We start from the raw sequence: 15,883 nt of genomic DNA, 5'->3' as shown, positions 1-15,883 counted from the left end.
TCTCTCACAAGGACACCCCACGCTTCCAGGGAATGAAGTCGTGCTGGGCCAGCCCCACGGCGCGGGTGGTGTAGCGCCCAGACGCGGTCTCGATGCACAGCGCCAGCAGGTCATCGGCGAGCTCGTCGATGGAGGCCTCGCCCCGGATCACCGCTCCGCTATCGAAGTCGATGATGTCCGCCATGCGGCGGGCCAGGTCCGAGTTGCTGGCGACCTTGAGGGTCGGTGCCACCGGGTTACCCGTGGGCGTGCCGAGCCCGGTGGTGAAGATCACCAGGTTGGCGCCGGAGCCGACCAGAGCGGTAGTGGACTCGACATCGTTGCCGGGACTGCACAGCAGCGCCAGGCCGGGTCGCGTGGCGGTCTCGGTGTAGTCGAGGACCTCGACCACCGGGCTGTCGCCGCCTTTCTTGGCGGCCCCGGCGGACTTCATGGCATCGGTGATCAGACCATCGCGGATATTGCCCGGCGAGGGGTTCATCGAGAAACTCGCGCCGACGGCGTCGGCGTGGCGCTGGTAGGCCTGCATCAGCGACGAGAAACGTTCGGCGGTGGCGTCGTCGACGCAGCGCGACAGCAGTTCGTGCTCGACTCCGCAGAGCTCGGGAAATTCGCTGAGGATGCCGCTGCCGCCGAGGGCAACCAGGCGATCGATGACACCGCCCACCACCGGGTTGGCCGACAGACCCGAGAAGCCGTCGGACCCGCCGCACTCCACCCCGATACGCAGGGCCGATAGCGGCGCCGGCTGGCGGGTTACCTGGTTGGCCTCGCGCAGGCCATCGAAGATGGTGCCCAGGGCCTGTTCGATCAAGGCGTCTTCGCTGGTGCTGGCCTGTTGCTCGAGGTAGTGCACCGGGCGCAGGCCCTGCGGGTCCTTGCTTGCCACCGCCTGCTTGAGCATGGCGATCTGGGCCTTCTGGCAGCCAAGGCTCAGCACCGTGGCGCCGGCCACGTTGGGGTGGGTGATGTAGCCCGCCAGCAGGTTACACAGCGCCTGGGCATCGTCGTCGGTGCCACCGCAGCCCAGGGTATGGGTCAGAAAACGCACGCCGTCCACGTTGGGAAAGGGCGAGGAGGGAGGCTCGGTCACATGGCTCGGGCTATCGCCATGAAGCATCTGGCGTGCCATCTGCTTGTAGTCGCGGAAGGGGTCGTCACCCAGGGCGTCCGCCACACACTGGCGAAGCACCTCGATATTGCGGTTCTCGCAGAACACCAGCGGCACCACCAGCCACAGGTTGGCGGTGCCCACGCCACCGTCCGGACGATGGAAGCCATCGAAGGTGTGATCTTCGAAGGCGGAAACGTCCGGTGCCTGCCAGTGCTCCCGGCGGGTGACCGGGGTATCCGAGTGGGTGAAGTGCTCCAGGTTGTCGGTGCGGATCACGCTGCCACGGGCGATCGCCCGGGTGGCCCGGCCGACGGTGACGCCGTACATGGTGATGGTGTCACCGACGGCCAGATCCTCGAGGGCGAACTTGTGCTTGTGGCGGATGGCTTCCACCAGCGTCAGGGTGTCGGCACCCTCGTCGATGCGGTGCCCCTGGGGCAGGTCGCGCAGGGCGACACGCACATTGTCGGCAGGATGGACCCGCAGGCTTTCCTGGGCGGGCTGGTCGCTGGCGATGGTCGCGTTGGACGACGCTGCCTTGTTCGATGCAGCGGTGGTCGATGACGTGGTGGTCGATGACTGTGTGGACATGGGACGGTCCTCGGCAAAGGCGTTGACGTTGTTATCGTGACGGCCTGGCGATCGGGTGCAGCAGATGACGGTGGGTGCCGTACGCCGCCTGGTGAAAGAGTGTTCGGTGCCCGTCGAAGGGGGCTCGCTGGTCCTGGCGCCGACTTATCGATCGAGGTGAATCATCGCCTTGATCACGCCGGCCTCGCCGCCGCACCACACCGGCATGGTCTCCGGCAGGGCCTCGAGCTTGGCACGATGGGTGATCATCGGGCGCACCTGGATACGGCCTTCTTCCAGCAGTTCGGTGACGCAGTCGAAGTCTTCGCGGGTGGCGTTGCGGCTGGCGAGCAGGGTCAGTTCTCGGCCGTGAAAGCTCGGGTCGTCAAAGCGAATGTCTGACTTGACGATGCTGACCAGTACGTAGCGGCCGCCGTGTCCGGCCAGGCCGAAGCCGGCCTCCATGGCGCTCGGGTTGCCGGTGGCGTCGAACACCACGTCGGCCAGTGCGCCGTCGTTGAGACTGGCCAGGCGCGCCTGCGGATCGTCCTCGCCCACTACCAGGGTCTGCTCGAAGCCGAGCGCTTCGCGGCAGAAGGTCAGGCGTTCGGCGCTGGTATCGAGCAGCAGTACCCGTGCACCGCGGGCCCGCGCGACCTGGGCGACGCCGATGCCGATGGGGCCGGCGCCGACCACCGCCACCAGTTCATCCGCTTCCACCGCGGCCCGGCGCACCGCGTGGGCACCGATGGCCTGGCACTCGATCAGTGCCAGCTCGTCTGGTTCCAGTGCCGGGCAGGCCACCAGATGATCGACCGGAACCTTCAGCCACTCGGCCATGCCGCCGTCGCGATGGACGCCGATCACCTGCATCGCCTGACAGCAGTTGGTCTTGCCGCGCCGGCAGGCGCGACACTCGCCACAGTGCAGGTAGGGGATCACGTACACCGGCTGGTGCTCGAGGCGGGCACGGGTCGCCTCGTCCACGTCGTCGGCAAGGGCCTCCACCGTACCGGCCAGTTCGTGCCCCAGCACCCGGGGGTAGTCGAAGTAGGGCTGGTTGCCGCCGAAGGCGTGGATATCGGTGCCGCAGACCCCGATGCGCGAAATGCGCACCAGGGCCTCGCCGCCGGCAAGCTCGGGGCGGGGGCGCTGTTCCAGGGCCATCTGCCCTGGTTCGACGCACACCGCCACGGTCATGGGCTGGTCGCGCTGGCTCATGCGTCCGAATCCGCCACGACCTTCTGGGTCTGCACCCCGAGGCCCTCGATGCCCAGGCGCATGGTCTGACCCGGACGCAGGAACACCGGCGGATTCTGGCCCAGGCCGACACCAGGCGGCGTGCCGGTGGAGATGACGTCGCCTGGCTGCAGGCTCATGAAACGGCTCAGGTAGCTGATCAGGTAGGCCACCTGATAGACCATGGTGCGGGTATTGCCGTCCTGGTATCGCTTGCCGTCGACCTCGAGCCACAGGTTCAGCGCCTGGGGATCTTCCACTTCATCCGGGGTCACCAGCCAGGGGCCGAGGGGACCGAAGGTGTCGCAACCCTTGCCCTTGTCCCAGGTACCGCTGCGCTCGAGCTGGAATTCCCGCTCGGATACGTCGTTGATCACGCAGTAGCCCGCCACGTGCTCGAGGGCGTCGGCTTCGTCGATATAGCGACCGCCCTTGCCGATCACCACGCCGAGTTCGACCTCCCAGTCGGTCTTGGAGGAATCGCGGGGAATAATGACGTCGTCATCGGGGCCGCAGATGGCGCTGGTCCACTTGTTGAAGATCACCGGCTCCGGCGGCACCTCGGCGCCACTCTCGGCGGCGTGGTCGGCGTAGTTGAGGCCGATGCAGATGAACTTGCCGACCTGACCGACGCAGGGGCCGATACGGGTGTCGGCGGGAACCTCGGGCAGGCTTTCCAGATCGAGGCCGGCGATGCGCGCCAGGCTGTCACGTCCGAGGGCCTCTCCGGCAACGTCATCGATGACGCCGGACAGGTCACGGACACGTCCGTTGGCGTCGAGAATACCGGGAGCTTCCTGGCCGGGGGCGCCGAATCGCAGCAGTTTCATGGGGTGTCCTTTGTCGTTGATTGGATGGATAAGGTCGATGGATTGATGTCGTTGTGTCGTCTTTTACGCCAGCCAACCGCCGTCGATGATCTGGCTGGTACCTGTTGTATACGCCGATTCATCCGAGGCCAGATAGACGGCCAGTGCGGCTATTTCCTCGGGCCTGCCCAGGCGTCCCATTGGCTGGCGGTCGAGGAAGGCCTGGCGCACCTGGGCTTCGTCCTGTCCCTGAGCCTCGGCCTGGGCGCGAATACGCTGCGCCAGGGAGGGCGACTCCACGGTACCCGGACAGATGGCGTTGCAGCGGATGCCGTGGGTCACGTAGTCCGCCGCCACCGAGCGCGTCAGACCGATGACGGCGGCCTTGCTGGTGCCGTAGGCAAAGCGTCCGGCAACACCCTTCAGGCTGCTGGCGACCGACGCCATGTTGATGATGCTGCCACCACCGGCCTCCAGCATACCGGGAAGAAAGGTCGAGATGGTGTGGTACATGGCGGTGACGTTGATCGCCATGGAGCGCTCGAAGTCCTCGATGGAGCACTCCAGCAGGCTGCCGCTATGCACGTAACCGGCACAGTTGAACAGGATGGTCGGTGTCGGAATCTTCGCCCCCAGCTTGGCGATCGCCGCAGGGTCGGTCACATCCAGGGTGTGGCAGCGGACACCCCGTCGATCTGCCAGATCCTCGAGCTTGGCCGGATCGAGGTCGGTGGCGTGGACCTCCGCGCCCTCGGCGATAAAGCGCTCGACGGTGGCGCGACCGATGCCCTGGCCGGCGGCGGTGATCAAGGCGGTCTTTCCTGACAGACGCATGATGTCTCCTGTTGGCAGGGGCGACGAGGTTGTTGTCATGGCGGCGAAACATCAGGTGTCGTAGTGACGAAGGCCTGGTGCTCTCCCTCTAGCTGAAGCCTGCTGGTGCCGCGGGTTTTCGCTAGGTGGTATGACAGGATGCTAGCATGACGTTATCCGTAGTATGGCGCAGGTTGGCTGGATTGCAATTGGCGCTAAGGGCCGACTTTGGTCGCAAGGGATCAAGAGTGCCGGGGTAGCGGAATATGGCTGATAGCAAAGAGCGGGGACGGATATCGCTGGTCCGCGGGAAGAGGGCGCCGAGAACATAAAAAAAGGCGGCCGGGGAGGGCCGCCAGGAGGGCAGGGAACGCAAGAAGGATGGCGGATATCGCTGCCGAGAGACATCCTTCTCTCGGGGCAGCCCCTATGCCACTTCTGGACTCCGGGGCGAATCCAGTGGCTCGCCGGTAGACGTACCCTGCAAGGCCATAGGGTGACGCAGGGTCACCGCCATCGCTTCATGCTCGGTGGTGCCAGGTGCTTGTCTTGCCGGCCTTCGTGCTACTGGGTATCGGGTGTTTATATGTCTATACGGCCGGCTGCGGTTCGCATGTGCACGTACCGCACGTTTCTACATAGCACCTTTCATTGGCACCTTTCATTGGCACCTTTAGGCACCATATTCCAGATGGTCCCCGTTCCTGACTCTGACTCCCTGGCCGATGGTTCAGGCCCTGGACTGTCGGAACGGGGCCAGACAGGCGATCAGCCGTCGTTGCCAAGCTGGGACTGGGTGCCGCCACCGGCGTCGTCGCCGGCGCCCTTGCCGGCGGTCAGTACCGGGTAGTACTGGGTAAAGACGAAGTCGTCGGCTGCCGCCGCCGCGTGGCAGGCGTTGCAGGCCGCGGTGGGGAAGGGCGCCGCTGTCTCCTTGAGACTCGAGTGGTCCGGCGTCGAGAAGCTGTAGTAGGCCCAGTTGCCGGGCTCGTCCGGGAAGTGCTCGCTGCTCTTGATGGTCGCCTCGAGGCCGATGTATTCGCCCATGAAGTAGCCGTTGCCGCTGGCCGCCTGCTTGCTGCCGACGCTGATCAGCTCCTTGATCATGATGGCGCCATCGCGGAATTCACCGGTTTCCTTCCAGTGGTCCCAGCTTTCCGGATCGATGTAGACGGCGTGGAACTCGGGAAAAGGCGCCTTGCCGTTGTTCATGTCATTGGGCGTGAGCGGGGTGCCGACGAACACCCATTCGCGGAAGCCGGTGGGGCGCGTGAGCTCCCCGTCGGTGATCTCGAAGTAGGTCTCGGCGACCGCGTCAAAGGCGATCAGGCTGGCGCCCATGGCGGCGGCGATGGCGGTGAGACGGGAAATCCTGAGCATGGTCTGTCCTCCTTGGTCACCGAGGCGCACCTGGACGCATCCATCCACGGGTGCTGCGCTGACGGCGACGAGTCACGGCAAGGGCGGCGCAGGCTTCTTGGGTGGCCTTTGGCTTGCTCCCTGTCCTTTATCCGGGCCTTGAGGCCCTTGTCTGATGATGGTCGATGTTCCTTGGTCCCCTCGCTCGCGCGATTGCAGCGATGACGTTGCCGGTCTTGTTCCTGACCTTGCGTTGTTCCTGACCTTGCATTCGCGATGTAACGCGCCTTGCGCAAGAACAACCGTCATATGTCGATTCACTGACTGACATCGGCGGGAGGGGTCTTGAAGGTATATGTCAGGCCCATGTCACTCGCCATGTCCGGCGCGGGAACTCGCATACCGCATGCGCGAATGCTTGAGTAGCAGCGCGTAATGGCACAGTTGGCGGCCTGAAACAAAAAAGCCTCGCCGAGGGCGAGGCAGAAGGGAGATGTCGGTTCGTGCGGGTCTTGCGTGGTGTCAGCCGCGCTGGTGGGCGAGCCAGGCGCGGATACCGTAGGTCCAGGGGGGCAGCTGGTCGGAGCGTTCGACGCGATTGACCAGAGCGCCCAGGCGAGGCGTCGAGATGGTGACCACATCACCCAGGTGATGGGTAAAGCCCTGGCCGGGCCCGTCGCGGTCCTGAATCGGCGAGAACATGGTGCCGAGGAACAGCATGAAGCCATCGGGGTACTGGTGATGCGCGCCGATGGTCTGGCCGACCAGGTCCAGCGGGTCGCGACTGATCTCGCGCATGTCGCTCTGGTCTTCCAGCAGGAAGTCGTCGTCGTTGCCTTCGATGCGCAGGCTGACCATGGCCGAGCGCACGTCGTCGATCGAGAAGTGGTCATCGAACAGGCGAATGAAGGGGCCGATGGCACAGGAGGCGTTGTTATCCTTGGCCTTGCCCAGCAGCAGGGCACTGCGTCCTTCGACATCGCGCAGGTTGACGTCATTGCCCAGCGTCGCGCCGCGGGCGTTGCCTTGTGCATCCACCGCCAGCACGATCTCGGGCTCGGGGTTGTTCCAGCGCGATGACGGGTGCAGCCCCACCGCCGCGCCCTGGCCCACCGCGGACAGCGGCTGCGACTTGGTGAAGACCTCCGCGTCGGGGCCGATGCCGACCTCCATGTACTGGGACCAGGCGCCACGGGACTGAAGCTCGGCCTTGAGCGCCATGGCCTCGTCGGAGCCGGGGCGGATCTTCGACAGGTCACCGCCGATCACACGCTTGAGTTCTTCGCGCAGCTCGCCGGCGCGGGCGGCGTCGCCACCGGCCTGCTCCTCGATGACGCGTTCCAGCAGGCTGACCGCGAAGGTCACTCCACAGGCCTTGATCGCCTGGACGTCGCAGGGGGCGAGCAGGTGGGGGGCGCGCTGGGGTGTCTGGCAGGAATTTTCCAGCAGGCTGTCCAGGCTACCCAGAGGCTCGCCATCGGCGTTGGCGATCAGCTCGGCGGCGTCGTCGCGTTCGAGCAGGTCTGCCATGACATTGACGGTGGCTGACAGATCGATAAGTTGGCCATCGCGAACGGTCACCAGGACGGGGCCTCGCTGGTCGTCGAGCCACACTCGACCGACCAGCAGGGCACGGTCGGCGTCGTCGGGCAGGATGTTGCGGGCGGTAAGGCGGGGACTCATGTTAGGGCCTCTGTCTGTTGAAAGTGGGAGCGTCAATCGGGTCAGCGCTGCATTCGCGGCAGGATACGCCCTGGGCTCATCAGGCCGCGGGGGTCCAGCAGGCGTTTCAGGCCACGCATGATGTCGTGCTCCGGCGCCGACAGGCTTTCGAGGAAGTAGGGCTGCTTGACGCGACCGATGCCGTGCTCGGCGCTGATGCTGCCGTCGAACTCGGCGACAATGGCAAACAGCTGCTCTTCCAGCTCATGCAGCAGACTGCGCTTGTCGTCGTCGTCCAGGTGCGCCGGCGGCAGGATATTGAAGTGCAGGTTGCCATCGCCGACGTGGCCGTAGGCGATGACCTGAGAGTCTGGCGAGGCCTCGGCGATCGCCGCCTCCGCCTGGTCATGGAAGGCGGTAAGCTGGGAGATCGGCAGCGAGACGTCGGTACGCAGGTGCTCGCCGCGGCGCTGCTGGCCTTCCAGCATGGCCTCGCGCAGCTGCCATAGCTGGGCCGCCTGGGTATCGCTTGTGGTCAGCACACCATCCTCCAGCAGGCCGTCCTCGAGTCCTCGCTCGAATAGCGCCTCGATCATGCTGTCGAGATCGGCAGGCCCGCTGGCGGCGACTTCCATCAGCACGTACACCGGGTGGGGTGCATCCAGCGGGTCCGGCAGTGAGGGATCGGCCTCCAGGGCAAGCTCCATGCAGGCCCGCGGAATCAGCTCGAAGGCGGTCAGCAGGTCGCAGCAGCTGCGTCTTGCCTGGGCGTAGAGTTTCAGCACCGAGGCCACGTCGGGGCAGCCGATCAGCGCCGTGCGTGTCACCTGGGGACGGGGGTAGAGCTTGAGTACCGCGCCGGTGACGATGCCCAGGGTACCCTCCGCGCCGATGAACAGCTGCTTCAGGTCGTAGCCGGTGTTGTTCTTGTGCAGTGCCTTCATGTCGTCGAGCAGACGGCCGTCCGGCAGTGCCACCTCGATACCCAGTACCAGCTGGCGCATCATGCCGTAGCGCAGCACGTTAAGGCCGCCGGCGTTGGTGGCGATATTGCCGCCGATCTGGCAGCTGCCCTGGGCGCCGAGGGCCAGCGGAAAGGTGCAATCCTCGGCCTCGGCGGCGTCCTTGATGGTCTGCAGCACGCAGCCGGCGTCGACGCTCACGGTGAAGTTGATCGGATCGATGGAGCGAATTTTATTAAGCCGCTCCAGGCTGATGACCAGCTCCGGTGTCTGGCTGTCCGGCAGGGCGCCTTCGACCAGGCCGCTGCCGCCGCCTTGGGGGACCACCGGAATATCGTGGCGATGGCAGTAGCCGAGTACCTGCGCCACCTGCTCAGAGGTCGCCGGGCGAGCCACCGCCAACGGCAGACCGCCGCGGGCGCCGGCCCAGTCGACCCGATAGCGCTCGAGGTCGTCTGTCAGCACGCCGGTGCTGCCCAGGGTCTCTCGCAGAAAGGTCAGCAGGTCGTCGTTGGCGCTCATCGGGGGCTTCTCCGCTTGGCGGGCGGCCAGGGGCCGCCCAGGTTGTTCAAGTTCGGGGTTATCGGAACCACAGCACCACTCCCGGGAACAGCAGGAACACGACCAGCAGTGCCACCAGGGTGAAGTAGAAGGGCAGCAGGCTCTTGACCAGGCTTTCCATGCCGACCTTGCCGACGCCACAGCCGACATAGAGCACGGTGCCCACCGGCGGGGTGATCAGGCCGATACCCAGGATGAAGGACATCAGCACGCCGAAGTACACCGGGTCGATGCCAAGCTTCACTACCACCGGCGTCATCAGCGGTGCCAGGATCACCATGGCAGGGGTCAGGTCCATGAAGAAGCCCACCACCAGCAGGAAGGCCGACAGGATCAGCAGCAGCAGAAGCTTGTTCTCGGTGATGGCGGACAGGCTCACTACCAGTTGCTGGGGAATCATGTTGGCGGTCAGAAGCCAGGCCAGCACGCTGGCGAAGGCCAGCAGCAGCATGACCACACCTGTCAGTCGACCGGTGCTCACGCACAGCTCGAAGAAGCGCTTGAGCGACAGGCTGCGATAGACGAAGAAGGACACCGCAAAGGCATAGACCAGCGCGATGGCGGCGCTCTCGGTGGGGGTGAAGACCCCGGTGAGGATGCCACCGACGATGATCACCGGCAGCAACAGCGCCAGGATGGCGTCCTTGAGGGCACTGGCGAGCTCCGGGAAGGAGAAGGCCTGGCCCTTGCCGTTCTTGCGTGACTGCACGTAGGTGGTGGCCGCCAGTCCCAGGGTGATCAGGATGCCGGGCACGATGCCGGCCAGGAACAGCTGGGAGATCGAGGTGTTGGTGACCACGCCGAACAGGATCATCGGGATCGACGGCGGGATGATGATGCCGACCACCGAGGCCGCGACCACGATGGCGGTGGCCATGGGCGCGCTGTAGCGATGCTGCTTCATCGGCTCGATCATCATGCTGCCGACCGCCGAGGCGTCGGCCACGGCGGAGCCGCTGATGCCGCCGAAGAACATCGAGGTCATCACCGCCACCTGACCCAGACCGCCGGCGACGAAGCCGACCATGGCGCTGGCCAGTCGGACCAGACGGGTGGCGATGCCGCCCTCGCTCATCACCTCGCCGACCAGGATGAACAGCGGAATGGCCAGCAGCGGAAAGGAGTCCAGTCCGTTGACTGCCTGGGCGACGATGGGCGATAGCGAATAGTCGGAATAGAAGAAGATGAACAGACTGATGGCGCCGAGGCCAAACGAGATCGGCATGCCAATGACGATGCAGATGGCAAGCCCGATAAGGATGCTCCACAGGATCATGGTTCGGACCTCCTGAGCAGGGCCACCAGGGCCAGGGTGTTGGCGATCAGGGTCAGCCCTGCCATCACCGGCATGGCGCTATAGAGCCAGGTCTTGGGGATGCCGAGCATGGGGGTAGCGCTGGTATAGCCGGAGATCAGCTCCTTGAAGCCGAGCAGGATGCAGATGCAGACGAGGTAGATCACCGCCACGGCGGTCAGTCCCAGCACGCGGCGCAGCCCGGCCGGGGCCAGGTCCTTGAAGTAGGTCACCGCCACGTGTTCCTTCTCGAGGCTGCCGAGCCCGGCGCCAAGCAGTACCAACCAGATGAACAGCACCCGGGACAGCTCCTCGGCCCAGGCGTAGGAGGTATTGAGCACGAAGCGACCGAAGACATTGGCGGTCACGCAGAACACCACGCCGAGCACCAGCAATCCGACGGCGATGCGCAGCGTGGTAATCAACCACCCCAGGAGTCCCGGGGTGGAAGTGGAGGATAGGGTGGTCATGGGTCACCTCCGTGGTGACGACGACCCCGCCGCCGACAGCGGCGGGGTCGGGCTAGGGCTTACTGGGAAACAGCGCGGATATCGTCGATCAGCTCTCCGCCGATCTTCTCGCGCCACTCGTCATAGACCGGCGACAGGGTCTCTTGGAAGGTGGCCACCTGTTCCGGGGTCAGCTCGGTGATGTTCATGCCCTCGTCCATCAGCTCCTGCTTGATCTGGTCGTTGAGGGTGCGGCTGACTTCACGCTGGTAGTCGCCCATCTGCTTGGCGGCGTCGGACAGCAGATCCTGATAGCCCTCGGGCAGACGGCTCCAGAAGCGCTCGGAGACCAGGGTGATAAAGGGCGTGTAGACGTGGTTGGACTCGGTGGCGTAGTCCTGCACTTCGTTGAACTTGGACGATTGAATGGTGATCCAGGGGTTCTCCTGGCCGTCGACCACACCCTGCTCGAGGGCGGTGAACAGCTCGGCGAAGGACATCGGCGTCGGGTTGGCGCCCAGGGTCTTCCAGATATCCAGGTGGATCGGGTTCTGCATGGTCCTGACCTTGAGGCCATCCAGATCCTCGGGCGAGGCCACCGCGTTCTGGCTGTTGGTCAGCTGGCGATAGCCGTTCTCGGCCCAGCCGAGGGCCTTGAGTCCATTGGTGCTGGCGGTTTCCAGCATGCGATCACCGATCTCGCCGTCGAGCACCTCGTCGGCCACTTCCGGGGTGGGGAACAGGAACGGCAGGTCGAACACCGCGAATTCCGGGAACATGTTGACCAGCGGTGACGTGGACGGCGCGGTCATCTCCAGGGTGCCGGACTGCAGCGCGCTGACCGCCTGGAGGTCATCGCCAAGCTGTGCGCTGTGGAACAGCTCGACCTGGATATGGCCGTCGCTGCGCGCCTCGACGATGTCCTCGAAGTACTCGAGGCCACGGTACTGGGCGCCGGACTGGGTGGTGCCGATGCTGAACTTGAGGGTGTAGTCGTTGCCGTCACCTTCGACCACGGGTCCGTCGACCTCGGGGATCGGCGGCATCTCGCTGGCGGCCTGGGCGGTGGCAACACCACCCAGCGTCAGGCTGCCGATGGTCAGGGCGGCGATGGCCGCGCCCAGGCGGCGACGGGTGAAGGGGGCGACGGACGTTGTGATTGTTGTCATGCTTCTCTCCAATTTGCGTGGCGTGCTGGCCATTGCGTAGCGCTCTGGCCCTTGCTTGGCGTGCTGGCCAGCGGCCCCGGGAAGCGTTTCATCCCGGGGCCGCTGGCCGGTGGAGCGGCTCAGGCGTCTTGCCAGGCCGCGCCTTCGGGGTAGCGATGCATCTCGAGGGACTCGGGCTTCATGGTGATGCTGTAGCCCGGCGCCTTGGGCACCAGGTAGCGACCCTGACGGATACGCACCGGGTCGACAAAGTGCTCGTGCAGGTGGTCGACGTACTCCAGCAGGCGACCTTCCAGCGAACCGGAGACGGCGATGTAGTCGAACAGGGAGATGTGCTGGGTGTATTCGCACAGGCCCACGCCGCCGCCGTGGGGGCAGATCGGCACGCCGTACTTGGCCGCCAGCAGCACCACGATGATGACCTCGTTGAGCCCGCCCAGACGCGCCGCGTCGAGCTGACAGAAGTCGATGGCGCCTGCCTGCAGCAGCTGCTTGAACATCACCCGGTTGTGGCAGTGCTCGCCGGTGGCGACGCCGATGCCACCCTCCAGGCCGCCCCTGAGGCGACGACGGATCTCGGCGTGACCGAGGATGTCGTCGGGGCTGGTGGGCTCCTCGATCCAGTGAGGATTGAACTCGGCCAGACGGCGCATGTTGACGATGGTCTCGTCCACATCCCACATCTGGTTGGCGTCCATCATCAGGGTGCGTTGTTCGCCGATCTCTTCACGCAGGATCGCGGCGCGCCGGCGATCTTCCTCGATGTCGCCACCGACCTTCTGCTTGAAGTGCTGCCAGCCCTCGGCCAGGGCTTCGCGGCACAGTCGACGCATCTTTTCCTCGGAATAGCCAAGCCAGCCCGCGGAGGTGGTATAGCCGGGGTAGCCCTCGGCCTTCATCTCGGCCTCGCGCTCGCCCTTGGTGCCGGCCTTGCGACGCAGCAGGGCGATGGCCTCCTCGGGGGTGATGGCGTCGGTGACGAAGCGGAAGTCCAGGCAGCGCACCAGCTGTTCCGGGCTCATGTCGACCAGCAGCTTCCAGATCGGCTTGCCTTCACGCTTGGCCCACAGGTCCCAGATAGCATTGACCAGGGCGGCGCTGGCCAGGTGCATCACGCCCTTTTCCGGACCCAGCCAGCGTAGCTGGCTATCGCCACTGGTCAGCTCGCGCCAGAAGGTGCCCATGTTCGCGGTGATGTCCTCGAGCTTGCGGCCCACCAGGGTGGGTGCCAGGGCGTTGACCGCGGCGACGCAGAGATCATTGCCGCGGCCGATGGTGAAACTCAGACCGTGGCCCTCGTCTTCCTGATCGGTGTGCAGGATGACGTAGGTGGCCGAGTAGTCCGGTGCCTCGTTCATGGCATCGGAGCCATCGAGCTGGCGTGAGGTGGGGAAGCGGATATCGCGGGCGTCGACCCGAGTGATGGTGGTCATGCTGGCGGCCTTGTGGTGAATATTGTTGGTTGTCCGACGAGTGGCCAGGGAAAGCATCATGGGCGTCGATCAGCGGTTGGCTCCTTGCGGAAAGTGCCTGCCTCTCTGGTTGCTCTCCCGTTCCTCTGTTGCTGCTGTCTCGTCGTTCTATTGTCAGTGAGGGCAGTCTAAACAGAGCGCTAAAAGAACGGCCAATCCAAGTTTTTGGCCATTTGATAACCTCAGGTTATCATGTGTTTTTCAATCATCGGGATGATGCGCTACATGCCCCATGACAGCGGTATTCACGCCAAGACGTGGCTACGGATCAGGCATATGGTATTGCTGGTCGCCTTGGACGAAAGTCGTAACATGCACGCGGCTGCAAGGCAGCTGAATATCAGCCAGCCGGCGGCCAGCAAGATGCTCAAGGACATCGAGGGATTTCTCGGAATACCGCTGTTTCTGCGTGAGCCCGGGCGGATGGAACCGACCGACGCCGGTGTGACGGTATTGCGCTATGCACGGCGTCTGCTCAACGACACCGATCGGCTGGTCGAAGAACTGGCTTCACTGCGCGAAGGCGGGCACGGTCGGCTGGCGCTTGGCTCGGTACCCGGTGCCGCCCCGGTGATGTTGCCAAGGGCCATGGCGGAGTTGAAGTCGCACCGGCCGCGGCTCGCCATCTCGTTGATCGAGAACTCTAGCGATCGACTGCTGGTGGATCTCGAATACAAGCTGCTCGACGCCGTCATTGGCCGCTACACCGAGCCGTCCCAGCGTCATCTGTTCGACTTTCTGCCGCTCAAGGAGGAGCCGGTGTCGGTGGTGGCGCGACCCGACCATCCGCTGTGTCAGGGGACGCCTGAGTTGGCCGAGGTGGTGCGCTGGCCCTGGGTGCTGCACCCCATGGCGAGCCCCATGCGCGGGTTGTTCGAGGCGGCCCTGGCCGAGGCCGGCGTCGCCTCGCCGCGCAACGTCATCGAGACCACCTCCACCCAGGCCTCGCTTCAGCTGGTGGCGAGTACCGATACCCTGTCGCTGTTGCCAAGCTCGGTGGTCAAGACCACCTTCTCTCAAGGCCGTTTCGCGGTACTGCCGCTGACCATCGGAGAGCCGCTGGGCTACTACGGCGTGCTCACGCGCAAGGGCGAGCCCTGGCCTGAACTACTGACCGAGTTTGTCGCCAGCCTGGTCGGAGAAGAGGATGCGCCCTGAGCAATATCGTAGCCAGGAATGATCGTGGGCGTGAAAGGATGTTTCTGGGATGTCTTGGCCAACAAGTAGGGCGTTTCAGGCCGGCAATGATGACCAGAATATTCGCTGAATAAGCGTGAAATGTCACCGATTATGGATCGGATGTGATTGCAAAGGCAGTAGGGAACGGTAGCGGGAGGGTGTCTGGATAGGTAGTTGGATAGGTGTCTTGATAAGCGACGTGATGTGGGGGTAAGTGTGCCAATAGCCGTCGTTGAATCATGAGCCAAGGCCATCGTTCACTGCGTGTCTTTATCGGGGGATTCGGACCGCAGGACGATGACAGAAAGACGGGGCTAGAAAGACCAGGGCAGAATGACAAGAACAAGAAGACGAGACAGGAGGCGCCGATGATCGGCGCCTCCGTCGGTTCGCTTCAACCATGGCTTCAGCTATGTATTCAGCCAGGTCTTCAGCCATGGTTTCAACTACGTCGGGTCAAGACCCTTGGTTGAAGACGTGTGCCAGGCGGTTTACGCCTCGCGCTTGCCGTCTACCAGGCGGCTGACGTTCAGCGGGTTGCCGTCCTTGAGCGCCTGCGGCAGCAGGGCGTCCGGCAGGTTCTGATAGCACACCGGGCGCAGGAAGCGGTGGATGGCGGCGCTGCCGACCGAGGTGGTGCGCGAGTCAGAGGTGGCCGGATAGGGGCCACCGTGGACCATGGCGTGGCACACCTCGACCCCGGTGGGCCAGCCGTTGGCCATGACCCGACCGGCACGCCGCTCGAGGATCGGCAGCAGGCCACGGGCCGCGTCGATGTCGCCGTCGTCCATCTGCAGGGTCGCGGTCAGCTGGCCCTCGAGCCCCTCGGCCAGTGCCTTGACCTCGTCCAGGTCGGCACACTCGACCACCAGCGAGGTCGAACCGAATACCTCGGCCTTGAGCGCCTCATCATTGAGGAAGTCGCTGGCCTTGGCCACGAACAGGCCGGCCTGGCACTGGTTGGGTCCGTCGCCCTGTGGGCCACGCGCCACTTCACGGGCCTTGTCGCTGCCGCCAAGGGTGTTGACGCCCTGGGTGTAGGCGTCGTGGATGCCCGGCGTCAGCATGGTCTGGGCGCCTGCGCCCTTGACCGCTTCGGCGGCAGCCTCGACGAAGCCGTCGAGCGCCTCGCCCTTGACCGCGATCACCAGCCCCGGGTTGGTGCAGAACTGGCCGGCCCCCATGGTCAGCGAGCCGACGAAGGCCTCGCCCAGCTCCTTGCCACGGGCCT

General features: G+C 64.9%; 13 protein-coding genes. 1 reads left to right on the top strand and 12 read right to left on the bottom strand.

Annotated elements, in window-relative coordinates; translation table 11 throughout:
* Positions 1-4: 4 nt before the first annotated feature.
* From NH448_RS09325 to NH448_RS09275, 11 genes are all read right to left on the bottom strand, one after another.
* Entirely contained in the window at positions 5-1,705 is a 1,701-nt protein-coding gene (locus tag NH448_RS09325; RefSeq protein WP_253028685.1) for an altronate dehydratase family protein, read from the bottom strand.
* A 144-nt stretch (positions 1,706-1,849) separates the two neighbouring features.
* Positions 1,850-2,905 carry a zinc-binding alcohol dehydrogenase family protein gene (locus NH448_RS09320; protein WP_253028684.1) on the bottom strand — a complete coding sequence of 352 codons (1,056 nt, stop codon included), beginning with the start codon at positions 2,903-2,905 and terminating at the stop codon, positions 1,850-1,852.
* Positions 2,902-3,753, bottom strand: a complete 852-nt coding sequence (locus NH448_RS09315; protein WP_108133184.1) for a fumarylacetoacetate hydrolase family protein — start codon at positions 3,751-3,753, stop codon at positions 2,902-2,904. Before NH448_RS09315 ends, NH448_RS09320 begins: the two co-directional genes overlap by 4 nt.
* Before the next feature lie 63 nt (positions 3,754-3,816).
* On the bottom strand, positions 3,817-4,566 hold the full coding sequence (locus NH448_RS09310; RefSeq protein ID WP_253028683.1) for an SDR family oxidoreductase: 750 nt from the start codon (positions 4,564-4,566) through the stop codon (positions 3,817-3,819).
* Between the two features lie 747 nt (positions 4,567-5,313).
* Positions 5,314-5,925: a cytochrome P460 family protein gene (locus NH448_RS09305; RefSeq protein WP_124804839.1), complete on the bottom strand. Its 612-nt coding sequence runs from the start codon at positions 5,923-5,925 to the stop codon at positions 5,314-5,316.
* 501 nt (positions 5,926-6,426) lie between these two features.
* Positions 6,427-7,587, bottom strand: a complete 1,161-nt coding sequence (locus NH448_RS09300; protein WP_253028682.1) for a fumarylacetoacetate hydrolase family protein — start codon at positions 7,585-7,587, stop codon at positions 6,427-6,429.
* A 41-nt stretch (positions 7,588-7,628) separates the two neighbouring features.
* Complete coding sequence (locus NH448_RS09295; RefSeq protein WP_253028681.1) at positions 7,629-9,050, bottom strand: FAD-binding oxidoreductase; 1,422 nt, start codon at positions 9,048-9,050, stop codon at positions 7,629-7,631.
* 58 nt (positions 9,051-9,108) lie between these two features.
* A complete protein-coding gene (locus NH448_RS09290; protein WP_124804836.1) occupies positions 9,109-10,365 on the bottom strand; it encodes a TRAP transporter large permease in 1,257 nt (418 codons plus the stop codon).
* Positions 10,362-10,853 (bottom strand): TRAP transporter small permease, encoded by a 492-nt coding sequence (locus tag NH448_RS09285; protein WP_045995049.1) that lies wholly within the window; start codon positions 10,851-10,853, stop codon positions 10,362-10,364. The genes NH448_RS09290 and NH448_RS09285 overlap by 4 nt, the downstream gene beginning before the upstream one ends.
* Before the next feature lie 59 nt (positions 10,854-10,912).
* Positions 10,913-12,001 carry a TRAP transporter substrate-binding protein gene (locus NH448_RS09280; RefSeq protein WP_083970675.1) on the bottom strand — a complete coding sequence of 363 codons (1,089 nt, stop codon included), beginning with the start codon at positions 11,999-12,001 and terminating at the stop codon, positions 10,913-10,915.
* Between the two features lie 119 nt (positions 12,002-12,120).
* A complete protein-coding gene (locus NH448_RS09275; RefSeq protein WP_253028680.1) occupies positions 12,121-13,434 on the bottom strand; it encodes an L-fuconate dehydratase in 1,314 nt (437 codons plus the stop codon).
* A 231-nt stretch (positions 13,435-13,665) separates the two neighbouring features.
* On the opposite strand from NH448_RS09275, the gene NH448_RS09270 reads away from it, so the two are divergent.
* On the top strand, positions 13,666-14,631 hold the full coding sequence (locus NH448_RS09270; RefSeq protein ID WP_083970676.1) for a LysR family transcriptional regulator: 966 nt from the start codon (positions 13,666-13,668) through the stop codon (positions 14,629-14,631).
* Between the two features lie 512 nt (positions 14,632-15,143).
* On the opposite strand, the gene NH448_RS09265 is transcribed toward NH448_RS09270, so the two are convergent.
* Positions 15,144-15,883, bottom strand: a 740-nt coding sequence (locus NH448_RS09265; RefSeq protein ID WP_253028679.1) for an aldehyde dehydrogenase family protein, incomplete at its 5' end; no start/stop codon positions are given.

It is taken from the genome of Halomonas sp. OfavH-34-E (genome assembly GCF_024124525.1).
GTDB lineage: Bacteria > Pseudomonadota > Gammaproteobacteria > Pseudomonadales > Halomonadaceae > Halomonas > Halomonas litopenaei.
Note: the sequence above shows the minus strand (reverse complement) of the source record. Positions and strands in the feature narration are given on the sequence as shown.